The organism is Arthrobacter sulfonylureivorans (assembly GCF_047607445.1).
In the GTDB taxonomy this organism is placed as follows: Bacteria; Actinomycetota; Actinomycetes; order Actinomycetales; family Micrococcaceae; genus Crystallibacter; species Crystallibacter sulfonylureivorans_A.
Genome location: NZ_JBLKRT010000019.1, coordinates 1 through 21341, shown reverse-complemented (window position 1 = coordinate 21341; position 21341 = coordinate 1). Strand labels below are relative to the sequence as shown.

The window sequence follows — 21341 nt, the reverse complement described above, 5'->3', positions numbered from 1 at the left end:
CTGTCATGACCGACGCTTCCTCCCGCGACCTTCAGCATGCCGAGCATCTTGCGCCGGACACCGTGGTGGTGTCTGCCGGACGGCCGCCGCGCGACCACGATGCTCCGGTCAATCCGCCGGTGGTGTTGTCCTCCACGTTTTTCGGCCGTGGTGAAGTGGTCCAGGGGGACCGCGCGTACGGCCGCTACTCCAACCCCACCTGGGACCCGTTCGAGGAGACCCTGGCCGAACTGGAAGGCGCCGCGCTGCCCGGCCTCGTCTTCGCGTCGGGCCTGGCCGCCGTCTCGGCCGCGCTGTCGCTGATCCCGTCCGGCGGCGTTTTGGTGATGCCAAGGCACAGCTACCAGGGCAGCCTGGCCATGGCCGAACAATTGGCCGAGCGGGGCGAGCTGCAGTTGCGCACGGTGGACATTGCTGACACCGACGCCGTGCGTGCGCAGCTGGGCGGCGCCGACATGCTGTGGCTGGAAAGCCCGACTAACCCGATGCTCGAAATCGCTGAAGTGGAGGCGCTGGCCAGCGCCGCACACCAAGCGGGCGCCCTCGTGGTCGCGGACAATACCTTCTCCACGCCGCTCGGGCAGCGTCCGCTGGCGGCAGGGGTCGACGTCGTGGTCCATTCGGTGACCAAGTATCTGGCCGGCCATTCGGACGTGGTGCTGGGCGCCGTCGTGACGTCCAGCGAAGAGCTGCGCTCCAAGCTGCTGGTGCACCGGTCGCTGCACGGGGCCATCGCCGGGCCGTTCGAGACCTGGCTGGCGCTGCGCGGTGTGCGGACCATGGCGCTGCGGATCGAGCGTTCCCAGGCCACCGCCGGCGAGCTGGCCCGCAAATTGCAGCAGCACCCGGCCGTGGAGGCCGTGCGCTATCCCGGCCTGCCCGACGATCCGGGGCATGCCCGCGCCGCCGCGCAGATGGACGGTTTCGGCTCCATCATCGCCATCCAGGTCAAGGGCGGTGGTGCCGCCGCGGACAAGGTCATCGACGCGCTGCGGCTGTGGCTGCCGGCAACCTCGCTGGGCGGGGTGGAATCGTTGATCGAGCGGCGCCGACGGCATGTCAATGAGCCGGACAGCGTGCCGGAGAACCTGCTGCGGCTGTCGGTAGGAATCGAGAACCCTGCCGACCTGTGGGCGGACCTGGACCAGGCGCTCATCGCGGCCGACGTGTGAGACTGCCGAAACATACCGCCACCGGTTAGTCTTAAGGCGTGCAACTTGCCTACGACATCCAGTACTGGCTTTACATGGCCCTGGGGCTGATCGCCCTGGTGATTGAACTGTGGGCGCTGGCGGATTGTGTGGGCCGCAAGGCCGACTATTTTCAGGCCGCGTTCAAGAAGACCAAGGGCTTCTGGGTGGGCGTGCTGGTAGCCGCCACGGCCGTGGGCGCCTTGTCCGCTCTGGGAGCCGGCGGCCTGGGAACGTGGATGATCTTCCAGTTGGCTGCCGCCGCTGCTGCCGGCGTCTACCTGGCAGACGTCAAGCCTGCGCTGATCGAGGTCAAGGGCGGCGGTTCGGCTTACCCCTGGTAAATGCGCAACACGCATCGGCTGTACTGATTTGGCCCACCCCGCGGGCGATTCCGGGCGTTATCCGTACAGCGGTTTGGGAGCGACGGCTTTCCAAGCGACGGTGATCTCGCCCAGGCGCCAGCGCGAGGGGCCATCCAAAACCGGCCATCCGGCGTCGTGCATTGACTTGCACATGGCCAGCCAGCGCTGCCGGTGACCGAACGCGGCCAGCGGCGCCGCGTCCGCCCAGGCTCGGTCCAGCGCCCGCAGATAGCGGTGCACCGGCTCGCCGGGGACGTTGTGGTGGATGAGCGCCTTAGGCAGCCGCTCGGCCACCTCGGACGGCCGCGCGAACGCGCCGAAGCGCAGCGAGATGCTCAGCGAGAGCGGCCCTTCCGGAGCTACCGCAATCCAGGTGGCCCGGCGTCCGATTTCGTCACAGGTGCCGTCAATGAACAGCCCGCCGGGTGCCAGCCGGCCGCACACGGTGTCCCACGCTGCACCGAATTCGGCTTCGCGGTACTGCCGCAGCACGTTGAAGGCGCGGACCACCGCGGGCCGCCGGCCGGAGACCGGGATTTCGAACCCGCCTTGGCGGAAGCTCAGGCCCGGACGCTCCAGCGGCTTGGCGATGGCGACGCGGGCCGGTTCGATTTCAATGCCGATCACTTCAACATCGGCGCGCACCCGGCAGAGGCGGTGGTGGAGTTCGACGGCGGTGGTCGGCACGGCGCCATAGCCCAGGTCGATAACCAGCGGATCCGCGGCCCGGCGCAGCCGGGAGGCCTCGGGGCCGGCGAGCCAGCGGTCCATTCGCCGCAGCCGGTTGGGGTTCGTGGTGCCTCGGGTGACGGTTCCGATGGGTCGGCGGATCGGCCGAGTGGCGGTCGTGGCGGTCTGGGGCACGAGAAAAAAGAATAAGCGAACGGCGGTCCGGCACAGGGCGCTGCGGTACCGATTGTGCCGAAGCTCACGCAGGTATTTTCTTCCGTGTCCCGGGCCGTCCGTCAGCGTAACGTCCCGCCGGAAGCCACGGGTGCCGGCCGGCACTCCGCTAGGATTGCAGCCATGACTGCCACCTCGAAACACACGCTGGTCCTGTTGCGCCACGGGCAGAGCGACTGGAACGAAAAGAACCTCTTTACCGGCTGGGTCGACGTCCCGCTGACCGACCTGGGACGCAAGGAAGCGCACCGCGGCGGCGAACTGCTGGTCGAAAACAACCTGCTGCCGGACGTCCTGTACACCTCGCGGCTGAAGCGTGCCATCGTCACCGCCAACATTGCGTTGGAGGCCGCCGACCGCAGCTGGATCGACGTCAAGCGCAGCTGGCGGCTGAACGAGCGCCACTACGGTGCCCTGCAGGGCAAGGACAAGGCGCAGATCCGCGACGAATTCGGCGAGGAGCAGTTCATGATGTGGCGCCGCTCCTACGACACTCCGCCGCCCGCCCTGGACGACGCCAGCGAATGGTCGCAGGTCAACGACCCGCGTTACGCGGACCTGGGCAACAATGTTCCGCGGACCGAGTGCCTCAAAGATGTGCTGGAGCGGTTCCTGCCGTACTGGGAGTCGGACATCTCCGCGGATCTCACCGCGGGCAAGACCGTGCTGGTGGCCGCGCACGGCAATTCGCTGCGCGCGCTGGTCAAGCACCTGGACGGCATCAGCGACGACGACATCGCCGGACTGAACATCCCCACCGGCATCCCGCTGGTGTACGAACTGGACGAGAACCTGAAGCCGGTCACCCCGGGCGGCACCTACCTGGACGCCGACGCCGCGGCCGAAGCTATCCAGGCCGTGGCCAACCAGGGCAAAAAGTAACCACTGGCTTAAACCGCAAAGGCCGGCTCCCTGCGGGGAGCCGGCCTTTGCGGTTTAAGCGGTTGTTAGATCGACTGGGCGTTGGGGCGCCACTCGCCGGTCACCAGGTAGGTCACCTTGCGGGAGACGGAAACACCGTGGTCGGCAAAGCGCTCGAAGTAGCGGCTGGCCAGCGAGACGTCCACCGTGGTGGGTCCGGAGGAGTCCCATGCCGGATCGGCGATGGCCTTGAAGACGCCGGCGTGCAGTTCGTTGACGCGGGAGTTGCTCACATCAATCTGCGTGGCAAGTTCCAGGTCGCGGGTCTCGAGGAGCTCGGTCAGCTTCTCCGAGATGGCGATGTCCTTCTCGGCGAATTCCCGGAACGTCTCGCGCATCGACTCGGGGATGACGGTGTCCGGGTAGCGCAGGCGCACCAACTGGGCGATGTGCCGGGCGAGGTCGCCCATCCGCTCCAGCGAGGCGCTCATCCGCAGTGCGCCCACAATCATGCGCAGGTCGGAGGCTACCGGCCCCTGCAGCGCCAGGATGTCGATGGAGCGCTCGTCCAGATCAGTCTGGAGGAAGTCAATCCGGGCGTCGGCGGCAATGACTTCCTGGGCCAGCTCGATGTCTGCGGTCTCGAGCGCAGTGGTTGCCTTTTGCATTGCCTCGGTGACGAGCCGGGAAATTTCTACCAGCTGTTCTCCGACTTGATGGAGCTCGGCCTGGAAAACCTTGCGCACTGGCGTCCTTTCGCTTGTGTTCGTGAGCATACGGGACCTAGCATCCCATTCGCATCACACCCTGTCAGGCGGTGGTTAACTATTACGCCGCCTCAGGTGAACGTTAGTTGAACGGACTGGCGATTACTACCGGATCGGCCTGATGCCGTGGCAGGCTGCGCCTAAGCTAGAAGCGTGGATCCACTGACTATCGGCCTGTTGGCTGGACTCGTAGGTTTGGCGCTGGGCAGCTTCGGTGTGCTCGCGTTCGGCCTGAGCGACCGGCAGCGGCGACGGCTGCAGGAAGTAGCCGAGCCGACGTTGCCGGACGGAGCCGCCGAGGTGCTTTCCGTCGTCGGCCGCGCCTACGTGGTGGTGGACGCAATCGACGGCGTGGTGCGCGCCAGCCCGGCCGCCTACGCCTTCGGGTTGGTCCGCGGCCACACCATGGTGCACTCCGAACTTCTGGACCTGACCGCCAGGGTGCGCCGCGACGGCGTGATCGAAGAGCGCCAGCTGGAACTGCCCCGCGGTCCGCTGGGCCAGGGCACCATTGTGGTGCAGGTGCGGGTGGCGCCGATCGGTGAGGAGTACATCCTGCTGCTGGCCGATGACCGGACCGAAATTACGCGGACCGAGGCCATGCGCAACGACTTCGTCGCCAACGTCTCGCACGAACTCAAGACTCCTGTCGGGGCGATCTCGCTGCTGGCCGAAGCGATGGACGACGCGGCCGACGATGCCGAAGCCGTCCGGCGCTTTGCCGGCCGCATGCACAAGGAGGCCCGCAGGCTGGGCGCGCTGGTGCAGGACATCATCGAGCTGAGCCGATTGCAGGGCGCGGACGTGGTGCAGGGCGGCACCGAGGTGGACCTGAACGCAGTGGTCGCCGAAGCCGTGGACCGCAACAAGCTCACCGCGGAAAGCCGGCACATTGAACTGTCCGTCGGCGGAAACATCGGTGTCCCGGTCTTCGGCGACGCCGAGCTGCTGACCACGGCGCTGCGGAACCTGATCGACAACGCGATCCGGTATGCGCCCGAACGCAGCAAGGTGGGCGTGGGGCTGCGGGTGCGTGAGGGCCTGGCGACCGTCTCGGTGACCGACCAGGGCCCGGGCATCACCCCCGACCAGCAGGACCGGATCTTCGAGCGCTTCTATCGGCTCGACGACGCCCGCTCGCGGCAGACCGGCGGAACAGGTCTGGGCTTGAGCATTGTTAAACACGTCATCTCCCAGCACGGCGGAGAAGTATCGGTGTGGTCACAGCCCGGGCAGGGTTCCACCTTCACCGTACGGCTGCCGGAAATGGAGCAGGAAGACGGCGGCGCCACTGAATCCGTGGAGCCGCGTACGCAGGGCGCCGGTGTGGCGCATGAACAAGGAGTCGGTGCTTGACCCGCATTCTGGTCGTCGAAGATGAAGAGTCGCTGAGCGATCCGTTGAGTTATCTGTTGGGTAAAGAAGGCTTCGAAGTCGAGGTAGTGGACAACGGGCTGGAAGCCATCGTGGCGTTCGACCGGGCCGGCGCGGATTTGGTCCTCTTGGACCTGATGCTGCCGGGACAGTCCGGCACGGAAGTGTGCCGGCAGCTGCGGCAGCGGTCCTCCGTCCCGGTCATCATGCTCACCGCCAAGGACTCGGAGATCGACAAGGTCGTGGGGCTTGAACTGGGTGCCGACGACTATGTCACCAAGCCCTATTCCTCACGCGAGCTGGTGGCACGGGTGCGTGCGGTACTGCGCCGCCAGGGCGAACCGGAGGAATTGGTGCCGAACACCGTTTCCTCCGGCCCGGTGCGGATGGACGTGGAGCGGCACGTCGTCAGTGTCGACGGCGAGCCGGTGTCGCTGCCGCTGAAGGAATTCGAACTGCTGGAGATGCTGCTGCGCAACTCCGGCCGGGTCCTGACCCGGGGACAGCTGATTGACCGGGTCTGGGGCTCCGACTATGTAGGTGACACCAAAACGCTGGATGTGCACGTCAAGCGGCTCCGCAGCAAGATCGAGCCTGACCCGTCTGCACCGCGCTACCTGGTCACCGTGCGCGGGCTGGGTTACAAGTTCGAGCCGTAAGCCCGCCGCGCCGCTGGCAGGACGCAAAAAGGCCGGGCCGCTTCCTGAAAGGGAAGCGGCCCGGCCTTTGAGCTAGGTAGGTGGGATCAGGCCCCGGCCTCGTCGGTCGGCGCGGGGGATTCCTCCGGGGCAGCGCTCTCGGTCGGTGCCGGGGTGGGGAGGAAGCTGTTGTATTCGGGCAGCGTGCCGTCCAAGACCGGGATCTTGACTTCGGCCGATTCGTTGTTCACGCGGACCGTGACGTTGGCCAGGGCGCCGGGCGCGGCACCCGGGCGGTCCACCGTGGTTTTGTTCTTCTCGTCCTCGAAGTTGATCTGCCCATCGGCCGGAACGGTGACGGTGGCGGTGCTGCCGGAGCCCGTCATGCTCAACTGCACGGGGGAATCGGAGCTGTTCACCACGGTGCCGAGGAGGCGGCCGGTGGAGTCTTCGTTCTCGGCAACAACCATCACGTTGCGCAGGCCGATCGGGCCAACGTTGGCCACAATGCCGTCGCTGGCGGAGTAGGACTTGGTGGTGGCCTGTTCGTTGATTGCGCCGCATCCGGTCGATGCGAGCAGGGTGAGCGCGGCGGCGCCTGCTACAAGGGTGCGCTGCACACGGTTCTTCGGCGCAATCTTCACGGCAGAAACTCCTCAGTATCAATCAGGTGCGGTGCTGCAGATCTAGGCAGCTTGCCTCGCCTAGCCTATCGGCAAACCGGTGAAAAGTAGGATTCGGGGTCTGTAAGAATCCCCTCGAATGCACCAAATCCGTGATCCGTCAAGAGGGTCAGGGGCCGCATTTTAGCCCCGGGACGGGCCGTTACCCCTGCAAACTCGCGGAAGTGGCTGAATCATCCATGGTAAACTGGTGGTCGGGAAAGGGGATACTACAGATGGTATTTGAGGTCGGCGAGACGGTTGTTTACCCTCACCACGGTGCTGCAAAGATCGAAGAGATCAAAATGCGCACCATCAAAGGTGAAGAGAAGATGTATCTCAAGCTCCGGGTTGCCCAGGGCGATCTGACGATTGAAGTTCCGGCGGAGAATGTGGATCTGGTCGGGGTCCGCGATGTAGTGGGCAAGGAAGGCCTCGAGCATGTGTTCGATGTGCTCCGTGCCGAGTTCACCGAAGAGCCGACCAACTGGTCCCGCCGCTACAAGGCGAACCTGGAAAAGCTGGCCTCCGGCGACGTCATCAAGGTAGCGGAAGTTGTCCGCGACCTGTGGCGCCGGGACCATGACCGCGGACTCTCCGCGGGCGAGAAGCGGATGCTGGCCAAGGCGCGCCAGATCCTGGTTTCCGAACTCGCCCTGGCAGAGAAGACCGACGAAGACAAGGCAGCCGAAGTCCTCGACGAGGTCCTCGCCTCCTGATTGTGCTCCAAGCGGCCGGCATCCTGAACGGGATGCCGGTCGCTTTTGCATGCCGGCAGAGAAGCCGGGCGGCCGGATTAGGCTAGGGGGATGAGCACAGCACAGGCATCGGTGGGCGTGATCGTGGTGGCGGCAGGCTCCGGCACCCGGTTGGGCTACGGGCTGCCCAAGGCCCAGGTCCCGTTGGCTGGTGAGACGATCCTGGCGCATGCCCTCCGTGGTGTGGTGGAATCCGGCGTGGCCGCCCGGATCTGCGTGGCTGTGCCCGCCGGGGATACAGCGCTGCGCCAGGTCTGTGCCGGCTTCGCGGCGCAGCACCCGGAAGTGGACATTTCAACCGTCGACGGCGGTGCCTCCCGGGCGGCCTCGGTCGCCGCGGCGCTGCGCGGGCTGGGGGAGGGAGCCACCAGGGTTCTGGTGCATGATGCCGCCCGGGCACTCACCCCGCCCGAGGTGTTCCAGCGGGTAGCGGACGCACTGGCTGCGGGAGCCCGCGCCGTCGTTCCTGCGGTAGCAGTGGTGGACACCATCAAGACTGCGACGCCCAGCACCGGAGCAGAGGCGGACATCGCGCCGGAGAAAGTGGCGGCCACGGTGGACCGCGTGCAACTGCGGGCCGTGCAGACCCCGCAGGGATTCGACGCCGCTGCGCTGGCCCAAGCGCACCAAAGCCTGGCCGGTCTGGCGCCGGCGGAGGCCGACGGCATCACCGACGAGGCACTGCTGATGGAACGCAGCGGAATTGATGTCATGCTCGTGCCCGGCTCCGCGCAGGCCCTGAAGATCACCACGCAGCTGGATCTGGCTGTGGCCGAAGCACTGCTGGCCGCCCGCCAGCCGAACACCATGGAAGGCTGATTGTGCCCCAAATCCCGTATCCGATCCCCCGCACCGGAATTGGTGTGGACGTGCACGCCTTCGCCCCTGCGGCGGACCCCCAGCCGTTGTGGCTGGGCGGACTGCTGTGGGAGGGAGAGCAGGGCCTGGCCGGCCATTCCGACGGCGACGCTGCCGCGCACGCTGCCGCCGACGCGCTGTTCTCCGCGGCCGGAGTCGGCGACCTGGGCACGCACTTCGGCACCGACCGGCCGGAGTACGCGGGCGCTTCGGGCGTGCGGTTGTTGTCCGAGGCGGCCCGGATTGTCCGCGAGGCAGGGTTCGAGATCGGGAACATTGCGGTGCAGCTGGTCTGCAACCGGCCCAAGTTCGGGCCACGCCGGCCGGAATCCGAGGCGGTGCTCAGCGAGGCCGCCGGTGCACCGGTCAGCGTCTCCGCCACCACCAGCGACGGGTTGGGCTTCACCGGCCGGGGCGAGGGGATCGCGGCGGTGGCCACCGCCGTCGTTGTTTCCGTCCGTTAAGGGCGCAGCCCGCATCACGGGTGGAGGAGTCCGGCGCGGGCAGCGCGGGCAGCGCGGGTAGTGCTCGTCGGCTGCGGGACCCGGCGCCGACGCTCCCGTTGGATCGTTTGCTCCCCCTCGAGCGGGAGCAAACCGGTCCAACGGGAGCGGTTCGTGCGCTGCGTGAATGACCGGCGGCTCAATGGTTCGCACCGGCAGCGCGGGCACGGCTACGCTAGAGCGGTGAGCCTGAGATTCTATGACACCGCCACCGCGCAAGTACGCGACTTCGTCCCGCTGGTACCGGGCAAGGTGGGGCTCTATTACTGCGGGGCCACGGTCCAGGGCGACCCGCACGTGGGCCACATCCGGTCGGCCATCGCGTTCGACCAGCTCACCCGCTGGCTGCGCTACAGCGGCTTCTCCGTCACGGTGGTGCGCAACGTGACGGACATTGACGACAAGATCCTGGATAAGTCCGCCGAGTCCTTCCGCCCGGACGCCGCCGAGGTGGTGCCGGTGCCGAACGAGCCGTGGTGGGCGCTGGCCTACCGCTATGAGCAGGAGTTCGCCAAGGCCTACGACACGCTGGGCGTGGAACGGCCCACCTATGAACCTCGCGCCACCGGCCACATCCCGGAGATGCACCGGCTGATCCAGCAGCTGATCGACCGGGGCCACGCCTACCCGGCGCTGGACGATTCCGGGGACGTCTACTTCGACGTGCGCTCCTGGCCCGAATACGGTTCGCTGACGCACCAGCGGATCGAGGACATGCAGGCCGCACCCGACGCCGGACCCCGCGGCAAGAAGGACCCGCGCGACTTTGCGCTCTGGAAGGGGCACAAGGACGGGGAGCCGGAGACCGCCAGCTGGACCAGCCCCTGGGGCGCCGGCCGGCCGGGCTGGCACCTGGAATGCTCGGCCATGGTCACCAAGTACCTGGGCACCGAGTTCGACATCCACGGCGGGGGACTGGACCTGCGCTTCCCGCACCACGAGAACGAAGTGGCGCAGTCCCGCGCGGCCGGCCACGGCTTCGCCAACTTCTGGATGCACAACGGCATGGTCACCTTCGAGGGCGAGAAGATGTCCAAGTCGATCGGCAACATCATCACCCCGGCGCAAATGCTCCAGGATGCCCGGCCGCTGGTGGTCCGCTACTACCTGGGCCAGGCTCAGTACCGGTCCGCGCTGGACTACAATCCGGGTTCGCTGGTGGAAGCGGCCGCCGCGGTGGAGCGGATCGAGGGCTTCATGCAGCGTGCGTTGAAGTTCCTCTACGGCGAGGGACAGTTCGGCCTGATGGTGACCGAGCGCGTGCCGGACGCGTTTGCCGCCGCGATGGACGACGACCTCAACGTGCCGCAGGCGCTGGCCGCGGTCCACGAAACGGTGCGGGCCGGAAACACCGCTCTGGACGCCAAAGACAAGGAAGCGGCCACTCGCGCGCTGCACCAGGTCATGGCGATGACCGACGTGCTGCACATCAACCCGCTGGATCCGCACTGGCACTCCGGCGGCGCGGATACTGCGGCCCACCAGGCACTGGACACGCTGGTGCGCGCCCAGTTGGAGGAGCGCCGGGCGGCCCGGGCGGCCAAGGACTGGTCCCGCGCCGACGCCATCCGCGACACGCTGACCGAGGCCGGAATCGTCGTGGAGGACTCGGCCGAAGGCGTGAGCTGGAGCCTCAGCTAACAGCAGCTGGGACGGTTGGCGGTACCCTTTAAGCCAGACGGTTCCCGTCGGGCCAGCCGGCCACCGCCGGAGTGCGGCAGCGGGAACCTACCTTCCCCAACACCAAAGGTAGTTTTCGATGGCCAACAAACCTCGCCCCGGAGCGGTGCGCAAGTCCAAGAAGGGACCCACCACAGGAACCGGCGGCCACGGGCGCAAAGCGCTCGAAGGCAAGGGGCCGACGCCGAAGGCCGAAGACCGCCCGTACCACAAGGCGTACCGCGCCAAGCAGCTCTCCGAACGCTCGGCCGCCAAACACCAGGGCGGCCAGCGCGGTCCCGCTGCCCGCCGCGGCAAGTCCGCCGGCGAGATGGTGACCGGGCGGAATTCCGTGGTGGAAGCACTGCGCGCCGGCGTGCCCGCCAAGGCCCTGCACGTAGCGGTCCGGATCGAAATGGACGACCGGGTCAAGGAATCCCTGAAGATCGCCGCCGAACGCGGCATCCCGGTGCTCGAATCGCACAAGCCGGAACTGGACCGGATGACCGACGACGCCGTCCACCAGGGCCTGGCCCTGCAGATCCCGCCCTACGAATATCAGGACGCGTTGGAGCTGGCCGAGGAAACCATGGCCAAGTTCAAGAAGGGCTACATCAACAACGCCCCGCTGTTCGTGGCACTGGACGGCATCACCGATCCGCGCAACCTCGGAGCCATCATCCGTTCCGCTTCCGCGTTCAGCGGCCACGGCGTGGTGGTGCCCGAGCGCCGCTCCGTGGGCATGACCGCCTCCGCCTGGAAGACCAGCGCGGGCGCCGCCGTGCGCGTGCCGGTGGCCAAGGCGAACAACCTGACCAACACGCTCAAGGCTTTCCAGCAGCTGGGCATCTTCGTGCTGGGCCTGGACGGCGAGGGCGACGTCTCGCTGCCTGACCTGTCCCTGGCCACCGAGCCGGTGTGCCTGGTGGTCGGTTCCGAGGGCAAGGGCCTCTCCCGGCTGGTCCGCGAAAACTGCGACCAGATCGTCTCTATCCCGATCGATTCGGCGATGGAATCGCTCAACGCCTCCATGGCGGTGGGCATCAGCCTGTACGAAATCTCGCGGCAGCGCGCCCGCTAGGAGCAGGTGGACCGCTGTGGCTCGTCACGCCAAGAGCATTCCCGCCAGGCCTCCGGCGCGCCAGCCACAGCTGTCGCGGGCCTTTCCGCTGGGGGTCAGCGAGACGGCCCCGGGCATGCCGCCGATCCCCGGTGCGGTGAATGTAGCGGTCTTCGCGCCCGGGTTTGCCACCGTGGACGTCCACTTCCAGGACGGCGAGGGGGTTTGGCAGCGCGCCGAGTTGAATGCTTTCACCGACGGCGTCCACCATGGCACGGTCAAAGGGCTGGAGGCCGGCAGCCGGTACGCCTTCTGGCCGCACGGCGAGCCGGTCCCGGCTTCGGGGCAGCTGCTGCTGGATCCGTATGGGCGTGGCATTGACGACGACGGCGGTGTGCTGCGTTCGGTGTACGTCACCGGCGGCTTCGACTGGGGGAACGACGCGCGCCCGCACATTCCGTGGCGGGACACCGTGGTCTACGAGTGCCATGTCAAGGGCCAGACCATGCTGCATCCGGAGATTCCCGAGGAGCTGCGCGGCACCTATGCCGGCTTGGCACATCCGGTGATGGTCGATTACCTGCAGGAGCTGGGCATCACCACGCTGGAGCTGCTGCCGGTGCACTACCACTTGGACGAGCCGCACCTGCAGGACCTCGGCTTGGCCAACTACTGGGGCTACAACACGCTGGGCTTCTTCGCGCTCTGGCCGGGCTACGCCACCGCGGCCGCCCAAGCCGCCGGACCGCAGGCTGTCCAGGACGAGTTCCGGGCGATGGTGAAGAAGCTGCACTCAGCCGGGATCGAAGTGGTCCTGGACGTGGTGTACAACCACACCGCCGAGGGCGGGAAAAACCAGGACACGTACTCCTTCCGCGGCTTGGCGGACCACGTGTACTACCGGCACGACGGCCACGGGAACTACCTGGACACCACGGGCTGCGGGAACACGATGAACTTCAACGAGCCCCGGGTGATCCAGCTGGCCCTGGACTCGCTGCGCTACTGGGTAGAAGAGTTCCACATCGACGGCTTCCGCTTCGATCTGGCCGTTTCCCTGGGGCGGGATGGGCACAACCAGTTCAATCCCCGCCACCCGTTTTTGGTGGCCGTCGGCGCGGACTCGGTCCTGTCCGGAGCCAAACTGATCTCCGAACCCTGGGACGTGGGCGACGGCGGCTGGCAGACCGGCCACTTCCCGCCGGGCTGGGCCGACTGGAACGACCGTTTCCGCGACACCGTCCGTGATTTTTGGCTGGCGGACCAAGCCGCCGCGGCGTCGGGCGGACGCGGCGGAACCGTGGCCAGGCTGGCGAGCTGCCTGGCCGGATCCACCGAACTGTTTGCCGGCTCCGGCCGGACCGCGCTGGCTTCATTGAATTTCGTCACCGCCCATGACGGATTCACCTTGGCCGACCTGACGTCCTATCACCGCAAGCACAACGAGGCCAACGGCGAGGAAAACCGCGACGGCCACGACGACAACCGCAGCTACAACCACGGCGTCGAAGGGCATACCGGCGACAGTCAGATCCTTGACGCGCGCGAGCGGACCGCGCGGAACCTGATGGCCACCTTGCTGCTGTCGCTGGGCGTGCCGATGATCTGTGCCGGTGACGAAATTGGGCGCAGCCAGCAAGGGAACAACAACGCGTACTGCCAGGACAACGCCTTGGCCTGGACCGACTGGCAGCTGGATGAGCGCGAACACCGCATGTTTGAGGTCACCCGCCGGCTGCTGCGGATCCGCCGCTCCTTCCTGGCGCACCAGCCCTACAACTATCCGGCGCGGGAGGAGAGTTCCTACCTGCTCTGGTTCAATGCCGACGGCGAACCGATGACACCGGATGACTGGAACGACCCGGACTGCCGCATGGTTCAGCTGCTGATGGGCTCGCCGCAAGGGGTGATCGACGGCCTGGTGGTCATTAACGGGGGCTACCAGCCGCAGAAGATCGTGATGCCTGCTCCACGATCCCTGCGGGACTTTGGCAAGCGCCCCGGCGAAAAGATTCCCTTCGAACTGCTCTACACCACCGCAGACGTCGACGACCAACGGCGCGGGGCCAAGATCCGCAGCGGCGAGAAGGACATCGTCGGCGCCAACGCCATCTCGATCTACCGCTCCTGACACGAATCCGGCGCCGGGAGCCCCAGACGGGCTTTCCCGGCGCCGGATGATCGCGCGGTGGAATCTGATCCGAGCGGATCAGATCTGCCGCGGCGGCTCCTGCACATTCCCGCGGGCCTCCTGCGCCCGGTCCTTGACGTCCTGGGCGGCGGAAGTACCTTCGGCCTTGACCTTGTCCATCGAGTCCTGGGCCGAGTACTTCAGGTCCTCGGCGGCCTCCCGGGCCGGCTCCTTCATGTCCTGGGCCACCTCTTGGGCTGCGTCCTTGACCTTCTGGACCACCGGCTGGGCTTCTTCCTTGACCTTCTCGGCTGCCTGCTGTTCCACACGACTGGACGGGAACAACGAGGACAGCAACCAGCCTGCGCCGAACGCGATCAGGCCTGCTGCCAACGGATTGCCCTCCGTCTTGCGGGCGATCTGGTGCGGGACGTCGCTGGCCATCTCGCCGGCGTCGTGCATCATGGACTTCGTGCTGCTGCCGGCGTCGTCGGCAGCACCCATGACCTTGTCCTTGACCCGGCCCACGGAATCTTTCACCTTGTCCGTCTGCCGGTGAACGATGTTCGACGGCGAGGCTTTCTCCGCCACCGCGTCAACGTCGGTGCCCAGCCGGGCACGGGTGCGTTCGATGTCGGCTCGAATTTCTTCTGGTGACTGGCTCATCGTGCTTCCTCACTTGGCTTCAATGTTTCCGGAATCTTCTTCACTGACTCGGTGGTGCGGGGCATCCCCCGGACGGTCTTGAGCTGTTTGCGGCCCACCGCGTAGAGGATGGCGGCAATGATGGCCCAGATGACTGCCACGACCAGCCCGGACCAGGCCAGGCCGATTGCGTAGGCGATCCAGGTCCACAGCGCCAAGGAGAGGAAGAGCAGGACGAAATGGCCGGCCACGCCGGCACCGCCCAACATGCCTGCTCCCTTGCCGGCGCGTGTGCCGGATTCCTTGAGCTCCGCCTTCGCCAGTTCCACTTCCTGCCGCATCAGCACCGAGATGTCCTTGCTGACTTGGCTGAGCAGGTCGCCGAGCGACTCATTCTCCGCCTTGATTTCCGCCCGCGTTGGCTCGGCGGCATCCTGGCCGGGCACCCGCTGGTTGCTCTGACCGGGCACCTGCTGATGACTCATCGTGTTCCTCCGTCGTCATAGGGGTTGCGGTCCGGGATTGCGGTGCCGCGACCGCCGACGGGCGGTTCGCCGACCGGGTAGGTTGTCTCAGGCTGCGCCGGTGCACCACCGATGGCCGAGCCCGTCTGTGCCCCCGGCGCCGCAAAGCCCGCTGCGCTCTGGGCGTCGTAGCTGCCGGCCGTTTCCGGTGTGGCGTAGACCGGCCCGGCGGTGGCACGGTGCATGCCCACGCGCTGTCCGGTTCCCGTGGCCGATCCGCCGCTGTCGGCGGTCAGGCCCTTGGTCAGCCGACCGGCGAGCACACCGGCGCCGGCCGCGATGGCCAGGAACGCTCCGGGGCGCTGGCGCGCGAAGCGCTTCACTTCGTCCAGCAGCGAGCCCGGATCGCGGTTTTCCAGCCAGCCCGCCACCGAGTCGGCCCGGTCTGCGGCCCGGCTCACCAGATGGGTGGCCGTTCCGGACTGATCGGAGTTGCGGGCCATGGAGCTCAGCTCTTCACCTATCGACCGCAGCCCCGAGGCGACGCGCTGTTGCTGCACGTGGGCCTGGCCGTAGACGTCGTCGCCCAGTTCGGACATCAGGTTCCGGGCCTTTTCCTTGGCCTCATGAGCCACCTGTTTTGCCTCGCCCTTGGCCGTCTCGGCCACATGCTGGCCGGCTTCGACCCCCTCGCGACCAACTTCCTTGGCCTCGGTCTTGGCCGTCTCGCTCCTGGCCTGACCGGTGGTTGGCCCGGTGGTCGGCGGAGTCGTGGGCGGCGGGACTGCAGCGCCGCCGGCCGGGTAAACGGGAACTCCCTCGTCGTAACTGCCGGAACTTGAATTCGTGGTCATGGCAATTCCTTTTCTGTATCGGGTTTTTTCCTGTCAGGCCTGACGTTTTCAGGTGTGTTCGCGGGATCCCTCCTCCTGCCCGTAGGCATGACGGAGCTTGCGGCCCCGCGCTATGTCCTCCTCTTCCTTCTCGGCGTCCTTGTCGCTCTTGCGACTGTCACGGACCGGAAGCTGAATGTTTTCCTCGGCGGCGATGCCGGCTTGGAGTTGGCGTCCGCGCTCGGTCTCTGCGTCGAACTCAGCACCGAACAGCAGGGCCAAGTTGGCCAGCCAGAACCACAGCAGCAGCACGATCACGCCGCCGATGGCCCCGTAGGTCCTTTTGTAATTCCCGAAGTTGGCCACGTAGAAGGCAAAACCGAGGGTCGCCAGCGCCAGAACCAGCAGCGCGATCAGGGCGCCCAGGCTCATCCAGCGGAATTTCGGCTGCTTCACGTTGGGCGTCGCGTAATACAGCACCGCGACCATCAGCACCGCGAACAGGACCAGGACCGGCCATTTGGCGATGTTCCAGACGGTCAGTGCCACTTCGCCGAGACCGATGAAGGAACCAACGGCCTGCGCGACCGGTCCGGACAGCACCAGCATCAGCATCATCAGCACCGCCAGCAGCAGCACCACAACGGTGATCAGCAGCATGACCGGGCGGAGCTTCCAGAACGGCCGGCCTTCGTCGACCTCATAGATCCGGTTCATGGCCCGGCCGAAAGCGTTGACGTAGCCGGAGGCCGACCAGATGGCACCCACGAGGCCGATGACGAAGGCGAAGCCCGCTCCTTGCGAGCTGGCCAGCTGCTCGATCGGCTGCCGGATCACTTGGACGGCTTGGCCCGGTGCCACTCTCTCCACCATGTCCATCATGGCGTTGGTAGTTGCTTCGGCCTGGCCGACCAGTCCCAAAACGGAAACCAAAGCCAGCAGACCCGGGAACAGGGACAGCACGCCGTAGTACGTCAGGCCGGCGGCCAGATCGGTGCAGTCGTCGTCGGTGAATTCGCGGAAAGTCTTGCGGAAAATGTATTTCCAAGAGGCCTTCTTCACCTGCGGGGGAGTCTGAGGCTTGTCCTCATGGTCCGGCGGTGGTGCGGTGCCCTGCTCGGTACCGGTGCCCATATTCGCCTCCTTGGTGGTTCATTCGGACGGACACCCTCATGCTATTAGTCAGCATGCTGATAATAAAGGGGTATGCCATACAGAAGAACGTACGAAGGGGCAGATTTTCCGCTGCGGCGGCAGCGGAAGCGGGCAGCGCGGGACGGGGAACAACGAAGTGTTGGCGCGGATAGATCGGCCACGGCAGCCGCCGCGCCCCGGCGCTCGTCCGGCGTGCCAACACGGCCGAAAAAATGTTTAACTTTCAGCCGGATTTTGCCCCGCAGAGTTCCCCGCCAGGGCCGGTTGGCGGGGAACTCTGCCGGGCACGACCGGGATCAGTTCGTGGCGTTGGCCACCAGGCCGAGTTCGGCCGGGTTGGCCAGGGCGTCATGCCTGGGCAGCACCCGCACGCTATAGCCGAACGAACCGGAACGGTCGATAGTCACCGGGCCGGAGAACAGATAGCGGCCGTCGCCCAGTTGCTCGGCCACGGTCAGGTCGTCGCTGGATGTCTGCGCGAGGTCGTCATTGTCGGTGACCAGCCCGTGGACTACCTGGACGGTGACGTTGTCGGGTGCCAGCGGGCCCAGCCGGACATAGGCATTGACCGTCAGCGACTCGCCGATTTGCGGTTCGTCGGTAATGCCCATCGAATCCACGTGCTCCACCGAAACGTCGCCCCAGGCGCTGCGGACCCTGCTGGTCCACGCAGCCAGTTCCTTTGCCGCTTTAAAATCATCGGTGCGGGCGGCCCGCCCGGATTCCGATGCGGGACGGTAGAGCTGCTCCACATAGTCCTGCAGCATCCGTTCGGCGGAGACAGCGGGCCCCAGGTTGGCCAGCGTGTGCTTGATCATGGCAATCCACTGGTGCGGTACGGTGTCCGTTCCGATCGGCTCCGACGGGCCGGCGGCCCCGGCACCTTCGGATATCTCGGCGGCGTAAAAGCGCGGCGCAACGTGGTGCTCCACCAAGTCGTAGAGTGCTGCGGCCTCGATGTCGTCCCGCTCATCCGGATCGAACACGTCGTCGGTCCCGGCTTCGGTGGAGGGGTTGGCCGTCGGAATCGCCCAGCCGTTGTCGCCGTCGTACATCTCATCCCACCAGCCGTCCAGCACGGACAGATTCAGGCCGCCGTTGATGGCCGCCTTCATGCCGGAGGTGCCGCAGGCTTCCAGCGGACGCAGCGGATTGTTCAGCCATACGTCGCAACCGGGAAAGAGGGTGCGGGCCATGGCGATGTCGTAATTGGGCAGGAAGACGATCCGGTGCCGGACCTCCGGGTCGTCGGTGAAACGCACCAGATCCTGGATCATCCGCTTGCCCTGCTCGTCCGCCGGATGGGATTTGCCGGCGATGACCAACTGGACCGGCCGCTCGGGATGCAGCAGCAGCGCCTTGAGCCGGGCCGGATCGCGCAGCATCAAGGTCAGCCGCTTGTAGGTGGGAACCCGCCGGGCAAAACCGATGGTCAGCACGTCCGGGTCCAGCACCGAATCGGTCCAGGCCAATTCGGCATCCGCGGCGCCACGCTTCTTCCAGGAGGCCCGCAGCCTGCGGCGGACATCGTCAATCAGGTTGGTCCGCAGGGTCCGGCGTAGCGCCCAAATATCCTCGTCGGCGGCGTCGTATACCCGGTCCCACTGGCGGTCGATCACGGTTTGGTTGCCGAAGGCCGACCGGGCGAACTCCGCCACCCGCGGGTCCACCCAGGTGGGCACGTGCACGCCGTTGGTCACCGAGCCGATCGGCACTTCCTGCTGGTCGAAGCCCGGCCAGAGCCCGCGGAACATGCCGCGCGAGACCACGCCGTGCAGCTTGGCCACACCGTTGGCCCGCTGCGCCAGCCGCAGTCCCATCACGGCCATGTTGAACTTGGACGGATCTCCGCCGTCGTAATTTTCATCGCCCAGTTCCAGGATCTTGGCGCTGGGCACGTCCGGGGCGAGTCCGGCGCTGAAGAAGTGCTGGATCTGCGCCTTGTCGAACCGGTCAATGCCGGCCGGCACCGGGGTGTGCGTGGTGAAAACAGTGTTGGCCCGGCCCGCGGCCAAGGCCTCGTCCCAGCTCAGTCCGGCCGCCGCCAACTCCTGGATGCGCTCGACGCCCAGGAAACCGGCGTGTCCCTCGTTGGTGTGGAAGACCTCCGGGGCCGGAGCACCGGTGAGCCGCTGATGGACGCGCAGCGCCTTCACCCCGCCCATGCCCAGCAGCAGCTCCTGTTGCAGCCGGTGGTCGCCCCCGCCGCCGTAGAGCCGGTCGGTGATGCCGCGTGCGGCCTCGTCGTTGCCCGGAATGTTGGAATCCAGCAGCAGCAGCGGTACCCGGCCCACGTCGGCCCGCCAGATGTAGGCGCCAAGCCGGCGCCCGTTGGGCAGCGGCAAGGTGATCTGCGCCGGCTGCCCGTCCGCCTCGCGCAGCAAGGTCAATGGCAGGCCGTCCGGGTCCAGCACGGGATAGGTTTCCTGCTGCCACGCGTCGCGGCTCAGCGACTGCTTGAAGTAGCCGGCCGCATAGAGCAGGCCCACACCCACCAGCGGCACGCCCAGGTCGGACGCTGCCTTCAGATGGTCACCGGCCAGGATGCCCAGGCCGCCGGAGTATTGCGGCAGCACATGGGAGATTCCGTATTCGGGGGAGAAATAAGCGATCGACGCCGGGGCGTCGGGGCCCAGCGTCTGGTACCAGCGGTCTTCGGTCAGGTACTTATCCAGGTCAGCGTCGAGTTCGCGAACCCGGGACACTACCTGCTGGTCGGCGGCGAGCGATCGCAGCCGTTCCCGGGTAAAGGAGCCCAGCAGGGCCACCGGATCCTGCTGCACGTCGGCCCAGGCCTGCGGGTCCAGTTGTTGGAAGAGCTGCTGGGTTGGCTGGTGCCAGGACCAGCGCAAATTGCCTGCCAGGCGAGCCAGCGGAGCAATGCTCTCGGGGAGGACAGTGCGGACGGTAAATCTGCGTATTGCCTTCACCCGGCCAAGGTTAGCGCAGATACTTCTCCGGTCGATGACCGGCAGGTAAATGCGCGCCGAACTGGCCGCCAAACCGTCTCCGGGGCGTCTGGATCCTTCGCAATCGGGAAGGATTCTCGCTAACGTCTAGTCTTGTGACGACTTCGATGCAGGAGCACAGCCCGTCCCAACCTACGCAGCGCCTGAAATTCGGCCGGATCCCGGTCGTCGATGTGTGGCCCGTGGTGGGCGGCGGCGATTTCCCGGCCAAGGCGATCCCCGGCGAGGACTTGGAGGTAGCCGCCACCGTCTTCCGCGAGGGGCATGACAAGATCGGCGCCACCGCGGTGCTGTTCGACCCGGACGGCAACCCCGTCCAGCGTGCCCGGCTCACGCCCGGGGCCACCGGCACCGACCGCTGGCATGGCCGTCTGCGCCCCACCGGTACCGGCCTCTGGACCTTCCACATTGAAGGCTGGGGAGACAACTACGCCACCTGGCGGCACAACGCGGAGGTGAAGATCGCCGCCGGCGTCGACGTCGAACTGATGCTCACCGAGGGCCGGCTGCTGCTGGAACAGGCCGGCGGACAGGGCGGCCGGCCCGAAGAGAATGCGCGGGTGCTGCGCGACGCCGCCGCCGCGCTCGCCGACGAGTCGCTGTCGGTGCACGAGCGGCTCGCCGCGGGCACCTCGGCCGCAGTGCTGGACGCGGTGCGAAGCCACCCGATCCGCAGCCTGGTCAGTCCCTCGAAGCAGTACCCCATCCTGGTGGAACGCGAACGGGCCGGCCGCGGCGCCTGGTACGAATTTTTCCCGCGCTCGGAAGGCGCGCACTACGATCCGGCAGCCGGCACCTGGACCTCCGGGGACTTCACGACGGCGGCCGAGCGGCTGCCGGCGGTCGCCGCCATGGGCTTCGACGTGATCTACCTGCCGCCGATCCACCCGATCGGCGAGGTCAACCGCAAGGGCCCGAACAACACCTTAACCGCCGGACCGGGGGACCCCGGGTCGCCGTGGGCCATCGGCTCCAAGGACGGCGGTCACGATGCCATCCACCCCGACCTGGGCGGCTTCGAGCAATTCGACGCCTTCGTGGCGGCGGCCGAAGCCGTCGGCCTGGAAGTGGCGCTGGACCTGGCCCTGCAGGCCGCCCCGGACCATCCGTGGGCCACCGAACACCCCGAATGGTTCACCACCCGGGTGGACGGCACCATCGCCTACGCAGAGAACCCGCCGAAGAAATACCAGGACATTTACCCGCTGAACTTCGACAACGACCCGCGCGGCCTCTCCGAAGAGGTGCTGCGGATTGTGCAGCTGTGGATCTCCCACGGAGTGAAGATCTTCCGGGTGGACAACCCGCACACCAAGCCCGTGTGGTTCTGGGAATGGCTGATCGGCACCGTGAACCGCGAGCATCCGGACGTGGTGTTCCTGGCCGAGGCCTTCACCCGCCCGGCCATGATGCACGCGCTGGGCCGGGCCGGTTTCCAGCAGTCCTACAGCTACTTCACCTGGCGCAATACCAAGGAAGAGATCGAAGAGTACTTCACCGAGGTCAGCCACGAGACCGCGGCCTTCTTCCGGCCCAACTTCTTTGT

20 protein-coding genes are annotated in these 21341 nt (G+C 66.8%); 12 read left to right on the top strand and 8 right to left on the bottom strand.

Going from position 1 to position 21341, the window contains the following annotated elements; all coding sequences use genetic code 11:
• Positions 1–5: 5 nt before the first annotated feature.
• Complete coding sequence (locus ACMX2H_RS10645) at positions 6–1172, top strand: trans-sulfuration enzyme family protein (protein ID WP_414960467.1); 1167 nt, start codon at positions 6–8, stop codon at positions 1170–1172.
• A gap of 38 nt (positions 1173–1210) precedes the next feature.
• A complete protein-coding gene (locus ACMX2H_RS10640; protein WP_136787235.1) occupies positions 1211–1534 on the top strand; it encodes a DUF2516 family protein in 324 nt (107 codons plus the stop codon).
• A gap of 57 nt (positions 1535–1591) precedes the next feature.
• On the opposite strand, the gene ACMX2H_RS10635 is transcribed toward ACMX2H_RS10640, so the two are convergent.
• Complete coding sequence (locus ACMX2H_RS10635) at positions 1592–2326, bottom strand: class I SAM-dependent methyltransferase (RefSeq protein ID WP_414960510.1); 735 nt, start codon at positions 2324–2326, stop codon at positions 1592–1594.
• A gap of 255 nt (positions 2327–2581) precedes the next feature.
• Here ACMX2H_RS10635 and ACMX2H_RS10630 point away from each other — a divergent pair, with 255 nt between their 5' ends.
• A complete protein-coding gene (locus ACMX2H_RS10630; protein ID WP_414960466.1) occupies positions 2582–3340 on the top strand; it encodes a phosphoglyceromutase in 759 nt (252 codons plus the stop codon).
• 65 nt (positions 3341–3405) lie between these two features.
• Here the strand turns inward: ACMX2H_RS10630 and phoU are convergent, their stop codons facing one another.
• Entirely contained in the window at positions 3406–4065 is a 660-nt protein-coding gene (gene phoU / locus ACMX2H_RS10625; protein ID WP_414960465.1) for a phosphate signaling complex protein PhoU, read from the bottom strand.
• Positions 4066–4248: 183 nt separating this feature from the next.
• On the opposite strand from phoU, the gene ACMX2H_RS10620 reads away from it, so the two are divergent.
• Positions 4249–5442, top strand: a complete 1194-nt coding sequence (locus ACMX2H_RS10620) for a sensor histidine kinase (protein ID WP_414960509.1) — start codon at positions 4249–4251, stop codon at positions 5440–5442.
• The gene (locus ACMX2H_RS10615) at positions 5439–6119 is read left to right on the top strand and encodes a response regulator transcription factor (RefSeq protein WP_136787239.1); all 681 of its coding nucleotides are present in this window, start codon (positions 5439–5441) and stop codon (positions 6117–6119) included. The genes ACMX2H_RS10620 and ACMX2H_RS10615 overlap by 4 nt, the downstream gene beginning before the upstream one ends.
• Before the next feature lie 86 nt (positions 6120–6205).
• Here ACMX2H_RS10615 and ACMX2H_RS10610 read toward each other — a convergent pair whose 3' ends face one another.
• Positions 6206–6742, bottom strand: a complete 537-nt coding sequence (locus ACMX2H_RS10610; protein WP_414960464.1) for a hypothetical protein — start codon at positions 6740–6742, stop codon at positions 6206–6208.
• Between the two features lie 254 nt (positions 6743–6996).
• Here ACMX2H_RS10610 and ACMX2H_RS10605 point away from each other — a divergent pair, with 254 nt between their 5' ends.
• The 6 genes from ACMX2H_RS10605 (at position 6997) to glgX (ending at position 13729) form a co-directional block, all read left to right on the top strand.
• A complete protein-coding gene (locus ACMX2H_RS10605; RefSeq protein WP_127513280.1) occupies positions 6997–7479 on the top strand; it encodes a CarD family transcriptional regulator in 483 nt (160 codons plus the stop codon).
• A gap of 90 nt (positions 7480–7569) precedes the next feature.
• Positions 7570–8337 carry a 2-C-methyl-D-erythritol 4-phosphate cytidylyltransferase gene (gene ispD, locus ACMX2H_RS10600; protein WP_414960463.1) on the top strand — a complete coding sequence of 256 codons (768 nt, stop codon included), beginning with the start codon at positions 7570–7572 and terminating at the stop codon, positions 8335–8337.
• Between the two features lie 2 nt (positions 8338–8339).
• A complete protein-coding gene (ispF, locus tag ACMX2H_RS10595; protein ID WP_414960462.1) occupies positions 8340–8840 on the top strand; it encodes a 2-C-methyl-D-erythritol 2,4-cyclodiphosphate synthase in 501 nt (166 codons plus the stop codon).
• Positions 8841–9062: 222 nt separating this feature from the next.
• Positions 9063–10520 carry a cysteine--tRNA ligase gene (cysS, locus tag ACMX2H_RS10590; RefSeq protein WP_414960461.1) on the top strand — a complete coding sequence of 486 codons (1458 nt, stop codon included), beginning with the start codon at positions 9063–9065 and terminating at the stop codon, positions 10518–10520.
• Positions 10521–10638: 118 nt separating this feature from the next.
• Entirely contained in the window at positions 10639–11619 is a 981-nt protein-coding gene (rlmB, locus tag ACMX2H_RS10585) for a 23S rRNA (guanosine(2251)-2'-O)-methyltransferase RlmB (protein ID WP_414960460.1), read from the top strand.
• Between the two features lie 115 nt (positions 11620–11734).
• The gene (gene glgX, locus ACMX2H_RS10580) at positions 11735–13729 is read left to right on the top strand and encodes a glycogen debranching protein GlgX (protein ID WP_414960508.1); all 1995 of its coding nucleotides are present in this window, start codon (positions 11735–11737) and stop codon (positions 13727–13729) included.
• A gap of 78 nt (positions 13730–13807) precedes the next feature.
• On the opposite strand, the gene ACMX2H_RS10575 is transcribed toward glgX, so the two are convergent.
• The 5 genes from ACMX2H_RS10575 to glgP all read right to left on the bottom strand — a co-directional run bounded on the left by ACMX2H_RS10575 (position 13808) and on the right by glgP (position 19756).
• Positions 13808–14395: a DUF3618 domain-containing protein gene (locus ACMX2H_RS10575; protein WP_414960459.1), complete on the bottom strand. Its 588-nt coding sequence runs from the start codon at positions 14393–14395 to the stop codon at positions 13808–13810.
• A complete protein-coding gene (locus tag ACMX2H_RS10570; protein ID WP_414960458.1) occupies positions 14392–14859 on the bottom strand; it encodes a phage holin family protein in 468 nt (155 codons plus the stop codon). Before ACMX2H_RS10570 ends, ACMX2H_RS10575 begins: the two co-directional genes overlap by 4 nt.
• A complete protein-coding gene (locus ACMX2H_RS10565) occupies positions 14856–15692 on the bottom strand; it encodes a hypothetical protein (RefSeq protein ID WP_414960457.1) in 837 nt (278 codons plus the stop codon). Before ACMX2H_RS10565 ends, ACMX2H_RS10570 begins: the two co-directional genes overlap by 4 nt.
• Before the next feature lie 48 nt (positions 15693–15740).
• Positions 15741–16805: a YihY/virulence factor BrkB family protein gene (locus tag ACMX2H_RS10560; protein WP_414960456.1), complete on the bottom strand. Its 1065-nt coding sequence runs from the start codon at positions 16803–16805 to the stop codon at positions 15741–15743.
• 317 nt (positions 16806–17122) lie between these two features.
• On the bottom strand, positions 17123–19756 hold the full coding sequence (glgP, locus tag ACMX2H_RS10555) for an alpha-glucan family phosphorylase (protein WP_414960455.1): 2634 nt from the start codon (positions 19754–19756) through the stop codon (positions 17123–17125).
• Positions 19757–19902: 146 nt separating this feature from the next.
• Between glgP and ACMX2H_RS10550 the strand changes: the two genes are divergently transcribed.
• Positions 19903–21341: maltotransferase domain-containing protein (locus ACMX2H_RS10550; protein WP_414960454.1), on the top strand; the 1439-nt coding region annotated here is incomplete at its 3' end.